General features: G+C 56.7%; 17 protein-coding genes. 7 read left to right on the forward strand and 10 right to left on the reverse strand.

The features are described 5' to 3' along the window. Positions 1–60: 60 nt before the first annotated feature. From ACR0DH_RS19365 to ACR0DH_RS19395, 7 genes are all read right to left on the reverse strand, one after another. Positions 61–777, reverse strand: a complete 717-nt coding sequence (locus tag ACR0DH_RS19365; RefSeq protein ID WP_480885010.1) for a relaxase/mobilization nuclease domain-containing protein — start codon at positions 775–777, stop codon at positions 61–63. After that, positions 774–1,199, reverse strand: coding sequence for a hypothetical protein (locus ACR0DH_RS19370; protein WP_480551693.1), 426 nt, complete (start codon positions 1,197–1,199; stop codon positions 774–776). Before ACR0DH_RS19370 ends, ACR0DH_RS19365 begins: the two co-directional genes overlap by 4 nt. A gap of 478 nt (positions 1,200–1,677) precedes the next feature. Then, complete coding sequence (locus tag ACR0DH_RS19375) at positions 1,678–1,878, reverse strand: hypothetical protein (protein WP_480551695.1); 201 nt, start codon at positions 1,876–1,878, stop codon at positions 1,678–1,680. Between the two features lie 683 nt (positions 1,879–2,561). Next, positions 2,562–3,098, reverse strand: a complete 537-nt coding sequence (locus ACR0DH_RS19380; RefSeq protein ID WP_480551697.1) for a hypothetical protein — start codon at positions 3,096–3,098, stop codon at positions 2,562–2,564. A 177-nt stretch (positions 3,099–3,275) separates the two neighbouring features. Continuing rightward, the gene (locus ACR0DH_RS19385) at positions 3,276–5,141 is read right to left on the reverse strand and encodes a ParB/RepB/Spo0J family partition protein (RefSeq protein ID WP_480551699.1); all 1,866 of its coding nucleotides are present in this window, start codon (positions 5,139–5,141) and stop codon (positions 3,276–3,278) included. Between the two features lie 253 nt (positions 5,142–5,394). After that, on the reverse strand, positions 5,395–5,805 hold the full coding sequence (locus tag ACR0DH_RS19390) for a DUF3768 domain-containing protein (protein WP_480551701.1): 411 nt from the start codon (positions 5,803–5,805) through the stop codon (positions 5,395–5,397). A gap of 518 nt (positions 5,806–6,323) precedes the next feature. Continuing rightward, on the reverse strand, positions 6,324–6,617 hold the full coding sequence (locus ACR0DH_RS19395) for a WGR domain-containing protein (RefSeq protein WP_480551703.1): 294 nt from the start codon (positions 6,615–6,617) through the stop codon (positions 6,324–6,326). A 169-nt stretch (positions 6,618–6,786) separates the two neighbouring features. On the opposite strand from ACR0DH_RS19395, the gene ACR0DH_RS19400 reads away from it, so the two are divergent. Both ACR0DH_RS19400 and ACR0DH_RS19405 read left to right on the forward strand, forming a co-directional pair. After that, positions 6,787–7,023, forward strand: coding sequence for a DUF6429 family protein (locus tag ACR0DH_RS19400; protein ID WP_480551740.1), 237 nt, complete (start codon positions 6,787–6,789; stop codon positions 7,021–7,023). Between the two features lie 117 nt (positions 7,024–7,140). Then, positions 7,141–8,487 carry a DUF7986 domain-containing protein gene (locus ACR0DH_RS19405; RefSeq protein WP_480551704.1) on the forward strand — a complete coding sequence of 449 codons (1,347 nt, stop codon included), beginning with the start codon at positions 7,141–7,143 and terminating at the stop codon, positions 8,485–8,487. Positions 8,488–8,548: 61 nt separating this feature from the next. Here the strand turns inward: ACR0DH_RS19405 and ACR0DH_RS19410 are convergent, their stop codons facing one another. Further along, positions 8,549–9,061 carry a bactofilin family protein gene (locus ACR0DH_RS19410; protein ID WP_480852932.1) on the reverse strand — a complete coding sequence of 171 codons (513 nt, stop codon included), beginning with the start codon at positions 9,059–9,061 and terminating at the stop codon, positions 8,549–8,551. Between the two features lie 91 nt (positions 9,062–9,152). Here ACR0DH_RS19410 and ACR0DH_RS19415 point away from each other — a divergent pair, with 91 nt between their 5' ends. Beyond that, positions 9,153–9,878 (forward strand): gamma-glutamylcyclotransferase, encoded by a 726-nt coding sequence (locus ACR0DH_RS19415; RefSeq protein WP_480551708.1) that lies wholly within the window; start codon positions 9,153–9,155, stop codon positions 9,876–9,878. Positions 9,879–10,361: 483 nt separating this feature from the next. Then, the gene (locus ACR0DH_RS19420; protein WP_480551710.1) at positions 10,362–10,724 is read left to right on the forward strand and encodes a nuclear transport factor 2 family protein; all 363 of its coding nucleotides are present in this window, start codon (positions 10,362–10,364) and stop codon (positions 10,722–10,724) included. Positions 10,725–10,967: 243 nt separating this feature from the next. Here ACR0DH_RS19420 and ACR0DH_RS19425 read toward each other — a convergent pair whose 3' ends face one another. Next, entirely contained in the window at positions 10,968–11,441 is a 474-nt protein-coding gene (locus ACR0DH_RS19425; RefSeq protein WP_480551712.1) for a DUF6714 family protein, read from the reverse strand. Between the two features lie 192 nt (positions 11,442–11,633). Beyond that, the gene (locus ACR0DH_RS19430; protein WP_480551714.1) at positions 11,634–12,473 is read right to left on the reverse strand and encodes an alpha/beta fold hydrolase; all 840 of its coding nucleotides are present in this window, start codon (positions 12,471–12,473) and stop codon (positions 11,634–11,636) included. Between the two features lie 407 nt (positions 12,474–12,880). Here ACR0DH_RS19430 and ACR0DH_RS19435 point away from each other — a divergent pair, with 407 nt between their 5' ends. The 3 genes from ACR0DH_RS19435 (at position 12,881) to istB (ending at position 15,899) form a co-directional block, all read left to right on the forward strand. After that, positions 12,881–13,306, forward strand: coding sequence for a lipocalin-like domain-containing protein (locus ACR0DH_RS19435; RefSeq protein WP_480551716.1), 426 nt, complete (start codon positions 12,881–12,883; stop codon positions 13,304–13,306). Positions 13,307–13,647: 341 nt separating this feature from the next. Continuing rightward, positions 13,648–15,138 (forward strand): IS21 family transposase, encoded by a 1,491-nt coding sequence (gene istA, locus ACR0DH_RS19440; protein ID WP_480885015.1) that lies wholly within the window; start codon positions 13,648–13,650, stop codon positions 15,136–15,138. Next, positions 15,135–15,899 carry an IS21-like element helper ATPase IstB gene (gene istB / locus ACR0DH_RS19445; protein ID WP_480544149.1) on the forward strand — a complete coding sequence of 255 codons (765 nt, stop codon included), beginning with the start codon at positions 15,135–15,137 and terminating at the stop codon, positions 15,897–15,899. Before istA ends, istB begins: the two co-directional genes overlap by 4 nt. The last annotated feature ends 13 nt before the right edge of the window (positions 15,900–15,912 follow it).

Genomic DNA, 15,912 nt, shown 5'->3' on the forward strand with positions numbered 1-15,912 from the left:
TGATCGATCGCATCGGTATTTCCCTGTTCCCAAACCTCAGCATACCATGCTTTGAGGATATCAGTGTTGCCGCAACCCCCGTTCAAGACGGGTCGTCGCGGTCAGCTCAATTCCGTATCCTTCGGCAACCTCAACCTGGATTGAGCGCTGAACGTCGATGTTCATTTCGCTGCTCATACCCATAGCAAGCCACTGCCCATGTTCGACGCCTCGGTTGTTCACAACGATGTGGACATGGGGGTTGTCAGTGTCGTTGTGGAACACGGTCAGATAGTCCCAGGTATCGCCAAAATCACCGCCGCCAAATAGCCGATCCGCGAACTCCAAGCCGGCCTCATGAGCGGCGTCCGGATAGGTGCCTTCAGGGAAAGACACGATCATGTGACGGGTGTAACCGTAGTTGGTTTTCCCGTTGAAATCCTCGGCCCAGGTCTCGATCAAATCACTGACCTGATCCGCATCGAGTGGCGTCACGCCATTGTCTCGGATGTCCAATACACCCTCTGCGCGGACGGTCAGATAGTTGATCTGGCGGCGCAGCTCATGCGCGTTTTTCACCCCACCTTTGCGGACGTGTTTCACAACTGCCTCGGGCTTTCCAACAACGGCACCCAGCCGCGCCTTGATGGATGAGGCCCGCGAAAGCATGAACTTCATGCGCTTAGCAGTCTGCAGCTGCTGAGTGATCTGCTTAGAACGATCGACACCTTTCTGAGCCTCGCGGAACGCAAGTTCCAGGAAGTCTCCTGCTGTCAGATCACGGGCAGCGGCATTCATTCTTCAGGTGTCCAATCGTCGTCGCGCAAGATCCGGCGAATGGCGGAGTCCGGCTCTCGGTTTCGGCGAGCGGCAGTGATCATCGCCTTCAGGTCTTGCCGGTGCTGGATGATCGCGCGATGGAGATTTTCGACGTCGCGCCGGTCATCATCCGTCCAGATCACCGAGCCGCGCTTGGCAGATTTCGCTAGCTGGTTGAGGTTGGTGTATCCGCCCTGAACCTGTCGCAAGTGCTGCTGCCAGAGCTCCACCAGGGCCGGGTCGGGATCGAGATATCCGATAAGCCGATAGATCAGTCGTTGGATAATCTGGTTGCGGCTCTTGGCACCCAGCACGGTCACAGCCGCCTCCAAACGCTCCAGCGCATCCACTGGCAAACGTACGGAGAAGACGGTGGTGTCAGAAGTTTTGCTCTCGCTCAATTTGCAAACAATCTTTAGTTGCATTTGTGATTTGTAACACAACTACTTTATCCTGTCATACTCTCCAAGAGGAAACCGGGGGTGATTTTAGAAATCCGTATTTTCTCAAATTGCTCCCGGAACAGTTTTGCTCTTGGAGGCAATTTCCACGCCGGGAAAAGGGTCCCGCCCCTTTTCCAGCCAGCAGGCGTGGGTGCCGGTGGACTGGCGCAGGGCAATCACGCAATGCGTAGGCTGCCCGAACAGCGCCCGTCACATACCGGCACGTTCAATTTCAATATGGCATTTTTCGCGCGCCTCAGCGCGCACAGTTTCCCGCCCCCCGCGCGGCGGGTGTGGCAGGATCGAGGGCTGCCGCATTGCAGTGGGAAGGTGCCCATGCACGGCTGTTGGGCCGCGCGCCACGCGTGGCGCAAATGTGGTCCAGCTCTTTGGCCGGAGCACGGGAAAGGGCGGCTTACGCCGCCCTGCCCTTTCATCATTCGGTGACGGGCTCGTCATCGTTCCGCTTTGGGAAGGCCACCATCTCGACGCCGGGGAACATGCTGTGCTTGACCTGGATCGAGGTGATGTTGCCTGTCTCATCGGTATTGACGAAGAGGACGCCGCAACGATCCCAGAAAGTCTTGCCTTCCTTCTCACCGGTCTTGACGTTCAGTTTCAGAGTTTGAGTTGCCATTGTTTGATCCTCGCTATGGCGTGTTTCGATGAACATGGGAAAAGCGGGCATCAAGGGGATGTCAGCAGGGAATTTGGTCCGCGCGGAATGCGCCGCAGGCGCAGGGGAAATTCCTTGTTGAAGCGCGGTGCCCGGCCCGGGCACCGCGCGTCTTCCCCGACTGCCCGCTTATGTTCATCCCTTCAGAAACACGGCAGCCGAGGATCATCTTCGGCAACGGGTTTGAAACTGTCAGACCAAGTGAACAGGCAACACTTTCTGAGACCGTTGCGCACGGGTCATCTGAACAAAGGGAAACTGTATGTGGCGGCAACATCGCCTCGGTCCATCACGGGCGCAGCGCTCAGGCCCGAATGCGGGTGGCCTTTCCGGATCGGTATGACCCTCGAGGCAAAGAATGAAGGTTCGCTGGCGATGCAAGTCGCCCTTTTCAAATGGCGGAGGCCAAAGACCGGACGGTCCGGCCCTGGTCCGCGCATGTGCGGAACAGGTGATCAGCCGGACTCAATTTGGCGGGGTGGATTTGGCTGAGATAACACGACAACCCACGTGACCTATCTCACGCGCGGATGTCGGCGGGACCAGCACATGGGCGGAGGCCGCGCGATGCCGCTCCAAGAAAGAGGCCCACCGAAGCGGGCCACAGTTTAACCAAAGGAAAGTCTAGAGGTATTGGATACAGGCTAACGCTTGCGCGCGCGATCGACAACACCGTCGGCTGTGATCGTGGCAATGCGATCCTCGGTACGGCGGGTCATTTCAACGCCGTCACCCGTCATATGCGCCTCGGCAAATTCGGTGAACTTGAAGATACTGCCATCGGCTTCAACATGGGTTTCATCCTCCGCCGAGCGGCGTTTCACCGACCCGTCATGGCGGATTTCGATGATAGTGTTGTCGGCCATACGAACCGTGACGGTATGCTCATCCACGGCAACACCCTGCCACCACATATCCGCATCGCGGCGCACAACAATACGGTTCGGGTGCAGCTTGATCTGTACATCCTGCGCGGCCTCCGCGTCGGCGGCTTTGACGACAACAATCGCCTCTTGCGCGTTGGGGTCACTATGGATCGAAGCACTTCCGTTCTTTGGCGGCCAAAGCTTTGGCTGTTCGCGCGGCTTGCCTTTCTGATCCGTATGAAACCCGACAAACATCTGCGCGGATTTCCAGACGCGGCGGGCGGCTTTCTCGAGCTTGTTTGATGAGGTGTCCATGGGTCTTACCAAATCCGTTCTGATCAAGTGATCGCTTTTGAGAATGAGCCGGGTGACCGACCTCTGTTAGCTATGCTCGACGGAGTGTTCGCGCAATGCCACTTTGAGTTTCCATTATTGAGGCTAACAAAGCCAGAGATTGACAGGCAGGGCGCAAAGCGCCCTGCCCCGTTGAGTTCAGAAGCAATCCGGCACCCACGTATCGATCAGGGCTTTCTGTGCCTCGGTCACACCCAATGCCGCCTGATGCGCATTGTCATTGAACAGTTTGTGCAGCGCCTCGTTCTTCGCACCTTTCTTGGATTTCGCGAAGGCTTTGAACATGTCCGTGTCGACATGCAGGTCCAGCAGGTCCTTGTAGAGATCATCCAGCTGCCAGCCTTTCAGCCGTTTGAAGCAATTCTCAGCAGAGGGGGTCCAGATCGCGCGGATGTCCGATCCGATCACAGCCTCGATCTCCGCCATGAACTCCGGGCGTTGGGTCAGGAACCGCCGGGCCAGAAAGGCTGTGATCTCACCATTGCGGGTCTTTTTGCCCAGAGCGCGAAACGCTTTGAACGCCGCTACACTGCCTTGTGCGGCCATTTCCTGGAACTGGTCATAAGCTGCCTCTGCCGCCGCATCCCGCTCCCCGCCAAGACGCGGGTCGAGGATGAACTGGTCGTCGATCTGGGGCGTGTTCCGCTCGGCACCGCCATAGCCAAACCCAAACAGGTTGCTGGTCAGACCAGACGCCGGGGTGGCGGAGTAGGCAAACAGGCTCAACACATAATCAGGCTTGTCCAGCAAAGCCGTTTGAACCGCCGCCAGCCGGATCGCCACCATGTCGTCGATGAACTTCTGCGAATGGGCCGGTCTTGATGTCTCTTTGGCTACTGGCTCTTTGACCGTGGCCAGAACACCGGCCTCAATGGCAGCCTGCACATGTTCCGCCGCAACGTAAGCCGATGATGTTTTGATCTCGCCAGTGTTGCCGACATAGAGGAACACACCGGACAGATTGCGTTGATCGTCGGAATAGAACGGCGTGGCATAGTCCTCGAGCGCTGCAAGTTCCTTTTCGCCCTCCGCATCCAGACCTTCACCCTCATAGAGTTCGGCAAGTTCGTCATACCGCTCAGCCTGTTCTTCACTGAAGTGCCGGCTCACCATGTCCAGGCGGTGCATGCCTTCTGTCCGCGAGAACCCATAGGGAATGTAGCTCTCATCATGGGTCTCCACCCAGTCCCAGCCATCCGCTTCTCGCAGCTTCTCTGCTTCTGCTGCCAGCTTTTCGTTAAACAGTTGGTCCAATATCTCGCCGTCATTGAACAGGGTCTCATCGGCGAAAAGATCAGCGGTGATCGTGCCGCCTGCGTCAACATAAGCCTCCTGCCCGACAAACACGGCTTTTCGGCTGGTGCTGCTGACTGCCTCAGACGTCAGAGCCTGTTTGACATCATGCTCGCTGAACCATCGGCACTCCTTGGCCTGTTCCAGCACCTCCAGAATTTTCTCGTCCTCAGTGCTAACCGTCATGGCCTTGGCCAGCCCCATGCTGATTTCACCCGCCTTGAGCGCATCCAGAACGGCGGCGGGCAAGCCTGACAGTGCAAGGCGGCGGCGCACATGGGCTTCGGTCACGCCAAACGCATTGCTGATCTTGGCAACAGACAGAGATTTCTCGGCCATCTTGCCATAGGCGCGGACCTCGTCTACCGGGTCCAGTTCTTCGCGGGCGGTGTTTTCCGCATTGGCCCACTGCTCGGCCACAAAGGGGTTGTCGGTGACCTTCACCGGAACCTGTGCAAGATCGGCGCGTTCGGTCACGGCGATGTTTAGAGCCCGCAGGCGGCGACCACCGGCGACGATGGCGACCTTTCCATCTGCATCGCGCAGGCCGCTGAGGTTCTGGATCAGGCCGCACATGACCAGACTGTCGGCCAGCAGGGCGATACCTTCCTCGGCAACCTCCTGACGTGGATTCAGATCAGACAGGTAGAGATTGGACAGTGCAACGGTTTCGATGGTTTCCGGTGCGGTGAATGTTTCGACTTTGCTCATGGGGCAAATCCTTGTTTGAGTGTTTAGCTTTGTGTTAAGGGTGCCCTACCCCTTCCGGGGTAGAGCGGGGCCGCTTAGGCGGCTGCGTGTTGTTTCAAGAAGCGGAGCGCGATGTTTGCAGACAGGCCTCCCTTCTTGAGCAATTCCACAGCTTCACGTGTTCGCTGTTCGATGATCTTTGCAGGCATTAACTCACCTCCTTTCCTGCGCGGGTTGCGCATGCAGACCCTGTCCGGTTGGGACAGGGCTGGTCTCAGTATTCGCTGGGGCACATGATGGTCAGGACACGGCGCGTCACTGCCGGATCAAACGGGCGGTCGGACCCGTATGTGTAATCCGTGTCATAGAGATCGACTTTCCAGAACAGCTTCTGGCCGCTGACCGTCACCGTTCCAAATGTGTGATCGCCATAAGGGTCATTGCCTTCATCGAACTGGTCATCCGATGCCACAGCCGTTAATGCCGCAGTCTGGAACTCCATCCCTTCGCCTGACACACCGGGCGTGACAAACACCTGTCCCTGAATGCCTTTGGAGTGCATCTCAATCGCCGCATTTGGGTCGATCAGGGCTTTCCGGAACAGGTCATTCTGTGCTGCGATCTCTGCCGCCTGAAGGCTCGTGTCGTTCTCGATGTCTTTTGTCGTCTCAATGTCCAAAACCATCTCTCCTTTTGTGTGCGACCGCCGGGGTTGATCCCCTTTGGTGCTGGTTTTGAGCCGAGCCCTGAAAGGGCGTCGTCTCTAAAACCTGCCCCGTGGCGAACGCGGAGAGGGGCGAGACAGGACAAATCGACAAGAGTGGTGCGGCCCGCAGCGCCCCGCGCGAGGACACGGTCTTGTCTATTTGTCTTGTCCGAGGGGGGAGGCTGCGCCTTCCCCCTGCCGTCGGGGGGCGTTTGGCTTGTCCAAATCCCGCCTGACCAACAAAAATGGCCAAAGGATCATCGATCCTGCGGGAGCGCAAAAGGGATCATCACCCGAACGGGCAGATCACCGCGGCATGGAGCGACCATGACCCAAAGCCCCTGCCCCGGCTCGCAAGAGACGGTTCAGGGGCTTTTGCGTCAGGGAGATCATGCCGGGGTGTTCTGGGTGGAAGCCGGCATGCCGGCTGAAACCTAGAGCTCGGTCACGAGCCAAAAGGCTCGGGATTTGCCAGGGAAACAAATTGCAGCCCGAAATCACTCATCGACCGGGACGTAGCCTCGGCGACTTTTTTGTCTTTCAAGTTTACGGAGCGCGGCAGCAGCCTGGACTTCGTCTTCGTACGTCACCATCATGGCTTGCCCGTTTGTGCCAATACGTCCCCAGGTGCGAAGGACCGACACTTCACCAAACAGCGTCGGCTGCAACTCTATTCCATAGAACCGAGCCATGTTGACGTCCGGATCCACATGGATCAGGTGGACAGGTGTAGGCGCTGTCAGCTCCATGACTTCACTATTGCTGGGCACAGCCCAGCTGTCCAATGACATTGCGATGTCTATTCTCTGGGAGCGATTCATACCCGTGATGTGAGGCGGCGCGGGTTTCACCCGGCCTTATCGATCCGATCACACCATTTGCGAGCTGAAGATTATTGCAAGCCCTCCATGCGCCGGCCCAGGGTTGACGAGCCCCGTCAGGATGGCGTCCGCTGTGGCTATGGACATAGATGAGAACAAGGTGGATGAGGCTGTCCTGGCGCTGCTCTGGTTGACGTTGCATGATGAGCGCCGTGCGTGGAAGGGTTTTGACTGGGGAGCGCTGGACCGCCTGCACCAAAAGGGATTGATCCTGAACCCGGTTGGGAAGGCAAAGTCGGTTGTGCTGACCGATGAAGGCCTACGCCGCTCCGAAGAACTTTTTGCAGAGTTTTTTGGGCGCGAGCCAACGAAATAGCACTCGCCGCGACGAGACCATCCATGTCACGCTGATCAGCCCAGTTTGTGGTCTGGCTGATGGTCGCAATCTGCGCTAGACCGCCCCTGTCCGGTGAATAGGGAGAAGAACGCGAAGATGACAACGGAACACGATCTTGGCGGGCTCATCGGGTTTCTCACCCGTGACGAGATTTGGCACGAGCGGCTCGCGGATGTGTTGGACGAGCATTTTCTTCCAGCGCTCGAGGCCTTCGATCTCGACTTCGAGGATTTGGGCGACCTGCTGGGCGATGACTGGCCAATGGTCCTGTGGGGCGGTGGCCTGGAAGACCTGCTGGGCAGGACATTCGGACCTGACGCCGAAAACGCTGCAGATGCTTATCTGAAAGGGAGCGGTTCCGTGGAAAGTGCGCAGACCCGCGCCTATATCAAAGGATTGCGGGACGCACCGGTCAGCCTTTATGAGGTGAGCGAGATAGACCCCGGCAAATCCATGGTCTTGCGCGACGTGCTTTCGGACGAAGAGCCGGTCACCGTTCGGGAACACAGCGCGACGCAGATGCTGCATAAGTGGGATCGCATCGCCGCTCGGGTTGTGCCGCAGGGGGATTACTATGTGATCTCGGGGGCGCTGCTTCCCTTCGAGCCGGACACCGTCGCGTTTTTTGAATACGGGCTCCGCTCCGTGTTGAAATTGAACCCCGACGATGAACTGAGACTGACACAGGATCAGCTGCACCGTTCCGCACCCCTCTTCACCAATGCCTGGCTCTTCGCACATCTGCCGAACCTGCTGGACCCGGAACCACCACAAATCAGCAACAGCGATGGCGACGATCTGCTCTTTCACGACATGCGCTTCCCCCTCGCCGGCAAGGTTACGCAAAGCCAGGTCTCGCAAAGACTGTCCCAGTCTGCAGAACTCGTGGTCTCAGGTCGGAATGACTGGACCTGGCTTGCCGTCGACACCCCGTCCAGCAAACAGCGCGGCACCGGCCTCATTTTGGACAAGTCGATGTCAGGGGCCTCTGTGCTTGGGTCCCTGAAACTGAAAGGCAAGACACTCACACTGTCTGTAAATTCTGCAGCGCGCGCCGAACGCGGCGAAGCCCTGGTCCGGGACCTCCTAGGAGATCTGGTGATGTCACCGCTGACATCAATACAGACCGTCGAACAGATGATGGCGGAGGACAGCCTGGAAGGTGGAGTGGCAGAAGAAGAGGACATCCCCCCTGCCCTTGCCCGTCAGATTGCCCACGAACATCTCGACCACCACTACCGCGACACGCTTGACCAGCCGATCCCGGCCCTGGATGGCAAGACCCCGCGCCAGGCTGTTCGCAATGCCAAGGGCAAAAAGAAAGTCATTGAGTGGCTGAAGACAGCCGAAAACCGCAGCGCGCGCCAGACCGGCTCTCCTGTTGCAGACTATGATTTCGGCTGGATGTGGGATGAGCTTGGATTGTCAGATCACCGAAAGTGAACCAGCCAGCCAATCAGATCAGGTTGGCCGACGGGCATGCAGTCTTGCAAGCAGGCATGCCCTACTGCCCGCCCATGATGTTCACCTTGCCCACAACCCGGGCGCCGCTTTCAGTTGCCATCGTCTTGGCCGATACATCAGCCTGAATCTGTGCGCTCGACGCAATCTTCAGATCGTCGCATTTCAGGCTGCCTTTTTGCTTACCCTCAATAACAATCTTCTTGGCTGACAATGCACCATCGACCGATCCGCTAACCTGAACGGTGATTGTCTCAGCGCTGACATCCCCAACCACACGGCCTTTGACCTCGATGCCTCCCGCACTTGAGATGAGATCGCCTTCAATTGTCAGATCATCTTCAATGATTGAGCTTGCCACCTCGAGATCCTCCAAATGAGATATCGGACAGCCTAATTTGGATATCAGCTTTTGACCACCATCGCTGAAAGGGAATTTTTCCGTTAACAACAACTGGCCGCGCCCGGGCACAAGAACTGACATTGCATGAATCCTGCCAGTGTTCGTTGCGCAGCTTTCGATCGGGCCTTCGTGCTGAAGATGCTGGATCGACATCCGGGTGCGTTTTCCAGTCCATCAGCTCTTCCTACCCTGTATCGGCGGTCTTATGGTCGCCCCTAACCCGATATTCCTTCAGGAGCGCTCAATGCCGTTTCCAGATCATGTATTTCGACATGCGCCCGCTTTGCGTGGAAGAATTACGTCGCCGGATACGTCCGAGATGCGGTTCGGGTCCGAACGTTTTGCTGAACTAGACGCACAAGCGCTGGAAGAAGGTTGGCCGCCAGGGTGGCGTATGGACCACGAAGACCGTGAGGCCAATCGGCAAGAGATTCTTGCCGATCGCATGAAGACCGACCTTTGGGTTTTTGCCTATGGCTCGCTCATCTGGGACCCAGCCGTGTATGTAACGGAATACCGACGCGGCCTTCTTCAGGGCTGGCACCGCAGCTTCTGTATGCGGTTGGAAGGCGGGCGTGGCAGCCACGACCGTCCGGGGCTGATGGCCGCTTTGGATGAAGGCGGGCAATGTGACGGCGTTGTCTTCAGAATTGCGGAGGGCCTGGTAGATCAGGAAACTAAGTTTCTGTGGCATCGCGAAATGTTTGCCGGTGCTTATGAGCCGCGTTTCCTAGAGGTCGATACACCACAAGGTTCGGTGGAAGCCCTGGTATTCGTTATGGAGCGTAGCAACCGTCGCTACGTGCCGCACCTCGACCAAGAAGAGGCGGCGAAGATGATTGCAGTAGCCGAAGGCGGTCTTGGCTCGAACTTCGACTATCTCCATTCTCTCGTCGACCACTTGAATGAACTGGACATTGAAGACCGCGAAATGCGTCAATTGCTCGAACGGGCCCGAGTGCATCGATAAATGTCGATCAGGGCTCACTGCTCTCACAAGATGGATCGCTTTACTTGTCCGTTCCAGGCGACACCGCCAAAACATGGATGGACCAAAGCGGACCTTGATCATGGTCAGACTCGTTTTATGCGGTCCAAAACTCCGCAAATCTGCCCACTCCACAAATTCTTGTTTCAAGACTAGACGGGGATGATCCCGAAGAAAACCCAGATTGAGCATTTCCTTATGTCTCATTCAGTCGACTTTGATCGCCTCTCTCCGGTTGAGAGTGAGCGGGTAGTCGTCGAAGCATTTCGAGCGTACCGATGACAGCTATGCGGGACATGGCAGCTTTGTTCTCAAGTAGACACTAGAAGTTTTGCAAGAAACGACCGCGATGCGGACCGGGGCCGATGTTGGTAACGGCGGCAGGATGCGATACCTTAGCTTGGTGGCAATCAAGCGCTGTGACCACACGACAGCGTCGCTGCTAAACGCCGACGAGATGCGAAAATGGGCAATGATGAAGAGAACATCCGGGCCGTAATCGGCATGTATGTGACCGGCTTCAATCGAGGTGATAAGGCACTTCTAATGGAGGCCTTCCATCCGAGATTTGTGTCGTCAGGGCTAATCGATGGCGAACTTCAGTGGGATAGCGCAGAGGAGTTCGCGGATTTCTGTGCAGATGCTGCTCCCGATCACGAGGGTCCAGTTCCGAAATGGGAAATCAAATCATTGAATGTTTCCGGCGCAACCGCGGTCGCGGTTGTCCATGACCAATGGGGACAACGAAGGTTCTGCGACACGCTTACTTTGCTGAAGGATCAAGGGCGCTGGCAGATTGTCTTCAAGGCATTTCAATGGCTCGCATAAAGAACAAATGCGGCTGGTTGGAGCGACGAATAATCGAAAACCGAATTCTTTACTGGCCTCCGAGCAAACCATTTGCTGCAATCGAGATTGCAAAAGGCCAAGTGACAGCGCACAAAATCCACCACATAGTCGCTGCAATTGCTCATTCTCAGTCACCAACAACAGCAAACCGGTTTCGACAAAAAAACGCTGCGAAGAGCCCAATCAAACAGGTAAAAACCATCGACCCAGTGTCCACACACTCTATTCAATCCAGTAGTTAACCAAGGCGTCTTCCGCATATTCACCAAGCTCAGGATGATCGCTGAAATGGTACAGAAACTTCAACACGGCCTCGTTTTGTGCCTGCGTCAATTGGTTGAACTTGGACTTCCGGAACTCGTGCAGCATTTCTTTTGATGTGCCGGGGTCGAGTGCCAGAAGAATACTCTCACTCGCATATTCCGGGCTGTCTGAATTTCGCAGAGTCCATAGCAGATACGCGGGCAAGTAATACTGAAACGCTTTTGCGCTGAAAGCAGTGGGTGCCGCGTATCCATATACGATCATTTGATCGGTCATCTCATGCCATTTGACCCCGCCGTAGAATTCAAGAATATCCACGTCATCCATACATTCGGGGTGAAGAAGTTCATCATCAGTAGGTGGATCTAGGCCGTCAAATGCAGCAATGATCTGAGTTGCAAGGTCTTCCGATGTTGTCGTTACCTTTGGCATGGTGACATATTAACGCCGCAACTGTCGCCGCAAAGACAAACAAGTCTCTAAGTACTATAACAACGCGACAAATAATAATGCTGCCCCCAGAACTTCGAAATCTCGAGGCATGGTAAGCTTAGTTGGCTGAGCAGCAAAAAATGCCTTCTCCGCAATAGCAAAGATTGGCTGACTCCTCGAAGGTGATAACCTCTATTTACCTATTTGCTCAACAGAGCCTACTCCCAAATTCACGGTTCTCTGAATTGTACGCTCTATCAACGCCGTAACCTGATCCGGAGTTTCAATCGAAGAGGAATGGCCTGCTCCCTTGAAAACAACCAATTCTGAGGTTGCGATTGCTCGATGCATACGATTTGATTTCTCCGGAACTGTCGCGATGTCTTCGTCTCCGACGCCGATGCCGACTGGAACCTCTATTTTTCCAAGCAGTTCTGTGCAGCCTTCTCTTTTGATCACTCCGTTGACCGCCCGTGTGATCCCGATCCGATTGCTGCTCACAATTGCCTTCGACCACCGCTTCTTTTCTTCGGCGCGGTCTGGATCGGCGAGAAATGTGCGACCGAACATTATTGGCATGACCTGATTGATGGCGGCCCACAATCCGATCCATCGCGCTACAAAGTTCAATACTCGATATTTGGGGGCGTTTTTTGGCTCTTCAGGATCAGCGCTGGTTTCAAGCAATGTCAGCGATTTCAGAAGCCTTGGCTCACGAGCTGCCAGTCTCATGCCAACGAACCCACCCATGCTTAGGCCGACAAAATGGCAAGGTGCCGCGTCCAGGCTTCTGATGAGTTCTGCGGCATCGGCGGTCAGCGAGTCGATATCATAACCACTTTCGGTCACACTGCTTTGTCCCTGACCTCTATGGTCGTACGTGATGCAGCGAAAGCGGTCCCTCAAGTGAGCGACCTGCGTTTCAAACATGGCCCCGCTGAACAGAAGGCCATGCGAGAATAAGACCGCCTCGCCTTCGCCACCGGTATCTTCGTAGTGAATTTTCGCGCCGTTCAGAATGGCTGTCGGCATGATTCACCTCGTCCAAACACTCGAGTAGATTTTAGCACAACCCTTATTCGAACGCATGCTGCCTCAGCCGACTTCCTTTGTAGACCCGAACACAGATATTAGAACCGTCACCCGTGGAAAGGAATCTGCACATTCAAGGTCGGCCCAAAGCCGACCTCCACCACCCGGTCGAGATGCTGCGGCGCGGCCCGTTGAACCGGCCATTCGCTGCGACCGCGAAACTTGACACCGATCGAACTCACAGAACGCAGGACGATACGGCCATTCTGGATTGAGCCATTCAATTAACCAGGTGTCCAGAGACAGCATCGAACTTTAGCTTGAGTGAACAAGCAGGGCTTTATTGCGTCTGCGTCCTCGCGAGTTGTACCATGATTTAGAATGAACAATTGCTCGCAGGAGGCGCCGTGGCAAACGCAAGTGACTTGATCGGATCTTGGAAGATGGACGCTTGGACACGCACTTCGGTCGAGACTGGGGAGACGACCGACGCCTTGGGGCCAGCGCCAATCGGGTACATCGCATATCATGCTGATGGTCGAATGATGGCCACCGTCTTTCGCCGCGATCGACCCATGCCGGGCAAAGACGACTGGTCTATGAAGCAGAAGGCGCAGATGTTCGATGACATGCTCGCCTACGTTGCATCTTACACGCTAGAAGAGGATCGCGTCATTCACCATGTAGACGGCTCATGGAACCCAAAATGGGCTGGCGATGTGTCTCGTCCGTTCAAGCTAGCGGGGGACAGGTTGGTGATTAGCGGTGCCCCCGGCATCGACCCAAGGACAGGTGAAAAAGTAGTCTACCGAATGGAATTCACCAAGGTTTAAACCTGCCCTGAGGTGTTCGATACCCAAGACACCGGGCCGGTCAATCGCAACAGGCCCAACGAACGTCAACCACTTAACATGGCCGAGTTTCGCGCCTTGCCGCGTCAATGCTTGGATCGCAGACATATTGGTCGTTGGATCGTCACAGCATGCTGGTGAAAACCTTAGTAGACATGATGGTATAACATGAAGAGGTGAGGAGTTCTGTAGTTGGACTATTTGTGAGAACGGCGGTGCGAAACTCGGCCACAGTAGCGGCGGGATGACCTTGCTGCGGGCGGCGTAAAAACCGGCCAGTTTTGGCCCTTTCTGGTTTCAGGGAGGGTGGGAGCATTTTCACCGTGGAACTTTATCGGAAGGTTCGCCATGCGTATTTCCGCGAAGGCATGAGCAAGAGAGCTATTGCCCGTGATTTCGGAATCTCACGGGATAGCGTTGACAAGATGATCGTGTTTTCGGTGCCGCCGGGTTACCGGCGGACGGCACGGACCCGGGGCCCGAAGTTGGACGGGTTCACCGGGATTATTGACCAATGGCTTTCGGAAGACCGGGGGCGGCCGCGCAAGCAGCGCCATACAGCCAAGCGGATTTTCGAACGGCTTCGTGACGAGCATGGCTTTGAAGGCGGCTACACAATCATCAAAGACTATGTCCGGGAACATGGGCGCCGCAGCCGCGAGATGTTCGTGCCGCTCCAGCATGCACCCGGTCATGCACAGGCCGATTTCGGCGAAGCGACAGTTCTGATCGGCGGGGTCGAACAGAAAGCCCATTTCTTTGCACTGGATTTGCCGCACAGCGATGCCTGTTATGTTCGCGCCTATCCCGCGGCAACTGCCGAGGCATGGATGGATGGTCACGTTCACGCCTTCGCGTTCTTCGGTCGCGTCCCCCTGTCGGTGCTCTACGACAACGATCGCTGCCTGGTGGCCCGCATCCGACCGGATGGGACGCGCAAGCGGGCAAAGCTCTTCAGCGAGTTCTTGTCTCACTACGTGATCCGGGATCGCTATGGGCGTCCTGGAAAAGGCAACGACAAAGGATCCGTCGAAGGTCTGGTCGGCTATGCGCGGCGCAACTTCATGGTTCCGATCCCGAACTTCCCAACCTGGGATGCCTTCAACGACTGGCTCGAGGAACAATGCCGGAACCGCCAGACGGACACGCTGCGCGGCCACAGCGAGACGGTTGGCGATAGGCTCCAGCGCGACCTTGAGGCAATGGCGTCGCTGCCAATGGCGCCCTTCGAGGCCTGCGACCAGGCTACGGGCCGTGTCAGCTCTCTTGCCCTCGTGCGCTACAAGACCAACGACTATTCCGCGCCGGTCACCTACGGACACCGCGATGTCTGGATCCGCGGCTACGTCGACCGAGTGGTGATCGGCTGCGGCGGCGAGATCATCGCACGGCATGTCCGCAGCTACGACCGCGAAGACATGGTCTTCGATCCGATCCACTACTTGCCATTGTTGGAGAAGAAGATCGGCGCCTTCGAGCAGGCGGCACCGCTGGCAGGATGGGAACTGCCCAAAGCATTCGCCACTCTGCAGCGCCTGATGGAAGCCCGTCTTTTGAAGGCTGGGCGGCGTGAGTACGTGCAGGTTCTGCGGCTTCTCGAAAGCTTTGAGATGGAGGAGGTTCACGCCGCGGTACGAACCGCCCTCCAGATGGGTGCCATCAGCTTCGACGCCGTGAAGCACCTGGTGTTGTGTCGCGTCGAGCGCCGACCGCCGAGGCTCGATCTCGATGTCTATCCGTACCTGCCGCGGGCCAAGGTGGCGACGACGTCGCCGGCCAGCTACCTGTGCCTGACGCAGGGCACCTCGGCATGACCGACGCACCGCAGATCCTGCTGAACTATCAATTGAAGAAGCTGAAGCTGCCGACCTTCCTGAGGGAATATGACAAGCAGGCCAGGCTGTGCGCCGCCGAGGGGCGCGATCATGTCCAGTTCCTGGTCCGGCTGGTCGAACTCGAGTTGATCGACCGGGAACGGCGCATGATCGAGCGGCGGATCAAGGCGGCGAGATTCCCGGCCACCAAGAGCCTCGACAGCTTCGACTTCACCGCGATCCCGGCCCTCAACAAGATCCAGGTGCTGGAACTGGCTCGGTGCGAATGGATCGACCGCTGCGAGAACGTCATTGCCCTCGGCCCCAGCGGTACCGGCAAGACCCACGTGGCGCTCGCTCTTGGATTGGCCGCCTGCCAGAAGGGGCTGACCGTCCGCTTTACCACGGCGTCCGCCATCGTCCATGAACTCATGGAGGCCCGCGACGAGCGACAGCTCCTGCGCCTTCAAAAGCAACTGGTGAAGCAGAAACTCTTGATCATCGACGAACTGGGCTTCGTGCCCCTCAGCAAAACCGGTGCAGAGCTGCTGTTCGAGTTGATCTCGCAGCGATACGAACGCGGCTCGATCCTGATCACATCGAACCTGCCGTTCGATGAGTGGACGGAAACCTTCGGCTCAGAACGCCTGACCGGCGCATTGCTCGACCGATTGACCCATCATGTCAGCATCCTCGAGATGAACGGCGACAGCTACCGCCTGGCGCAAAGCAGGGCAAAACAGTTCAAAGACAACTCTTAATATGCAACTCTGA

The organism is Ruegeria sp. I1, assembly GCF_056532675.1.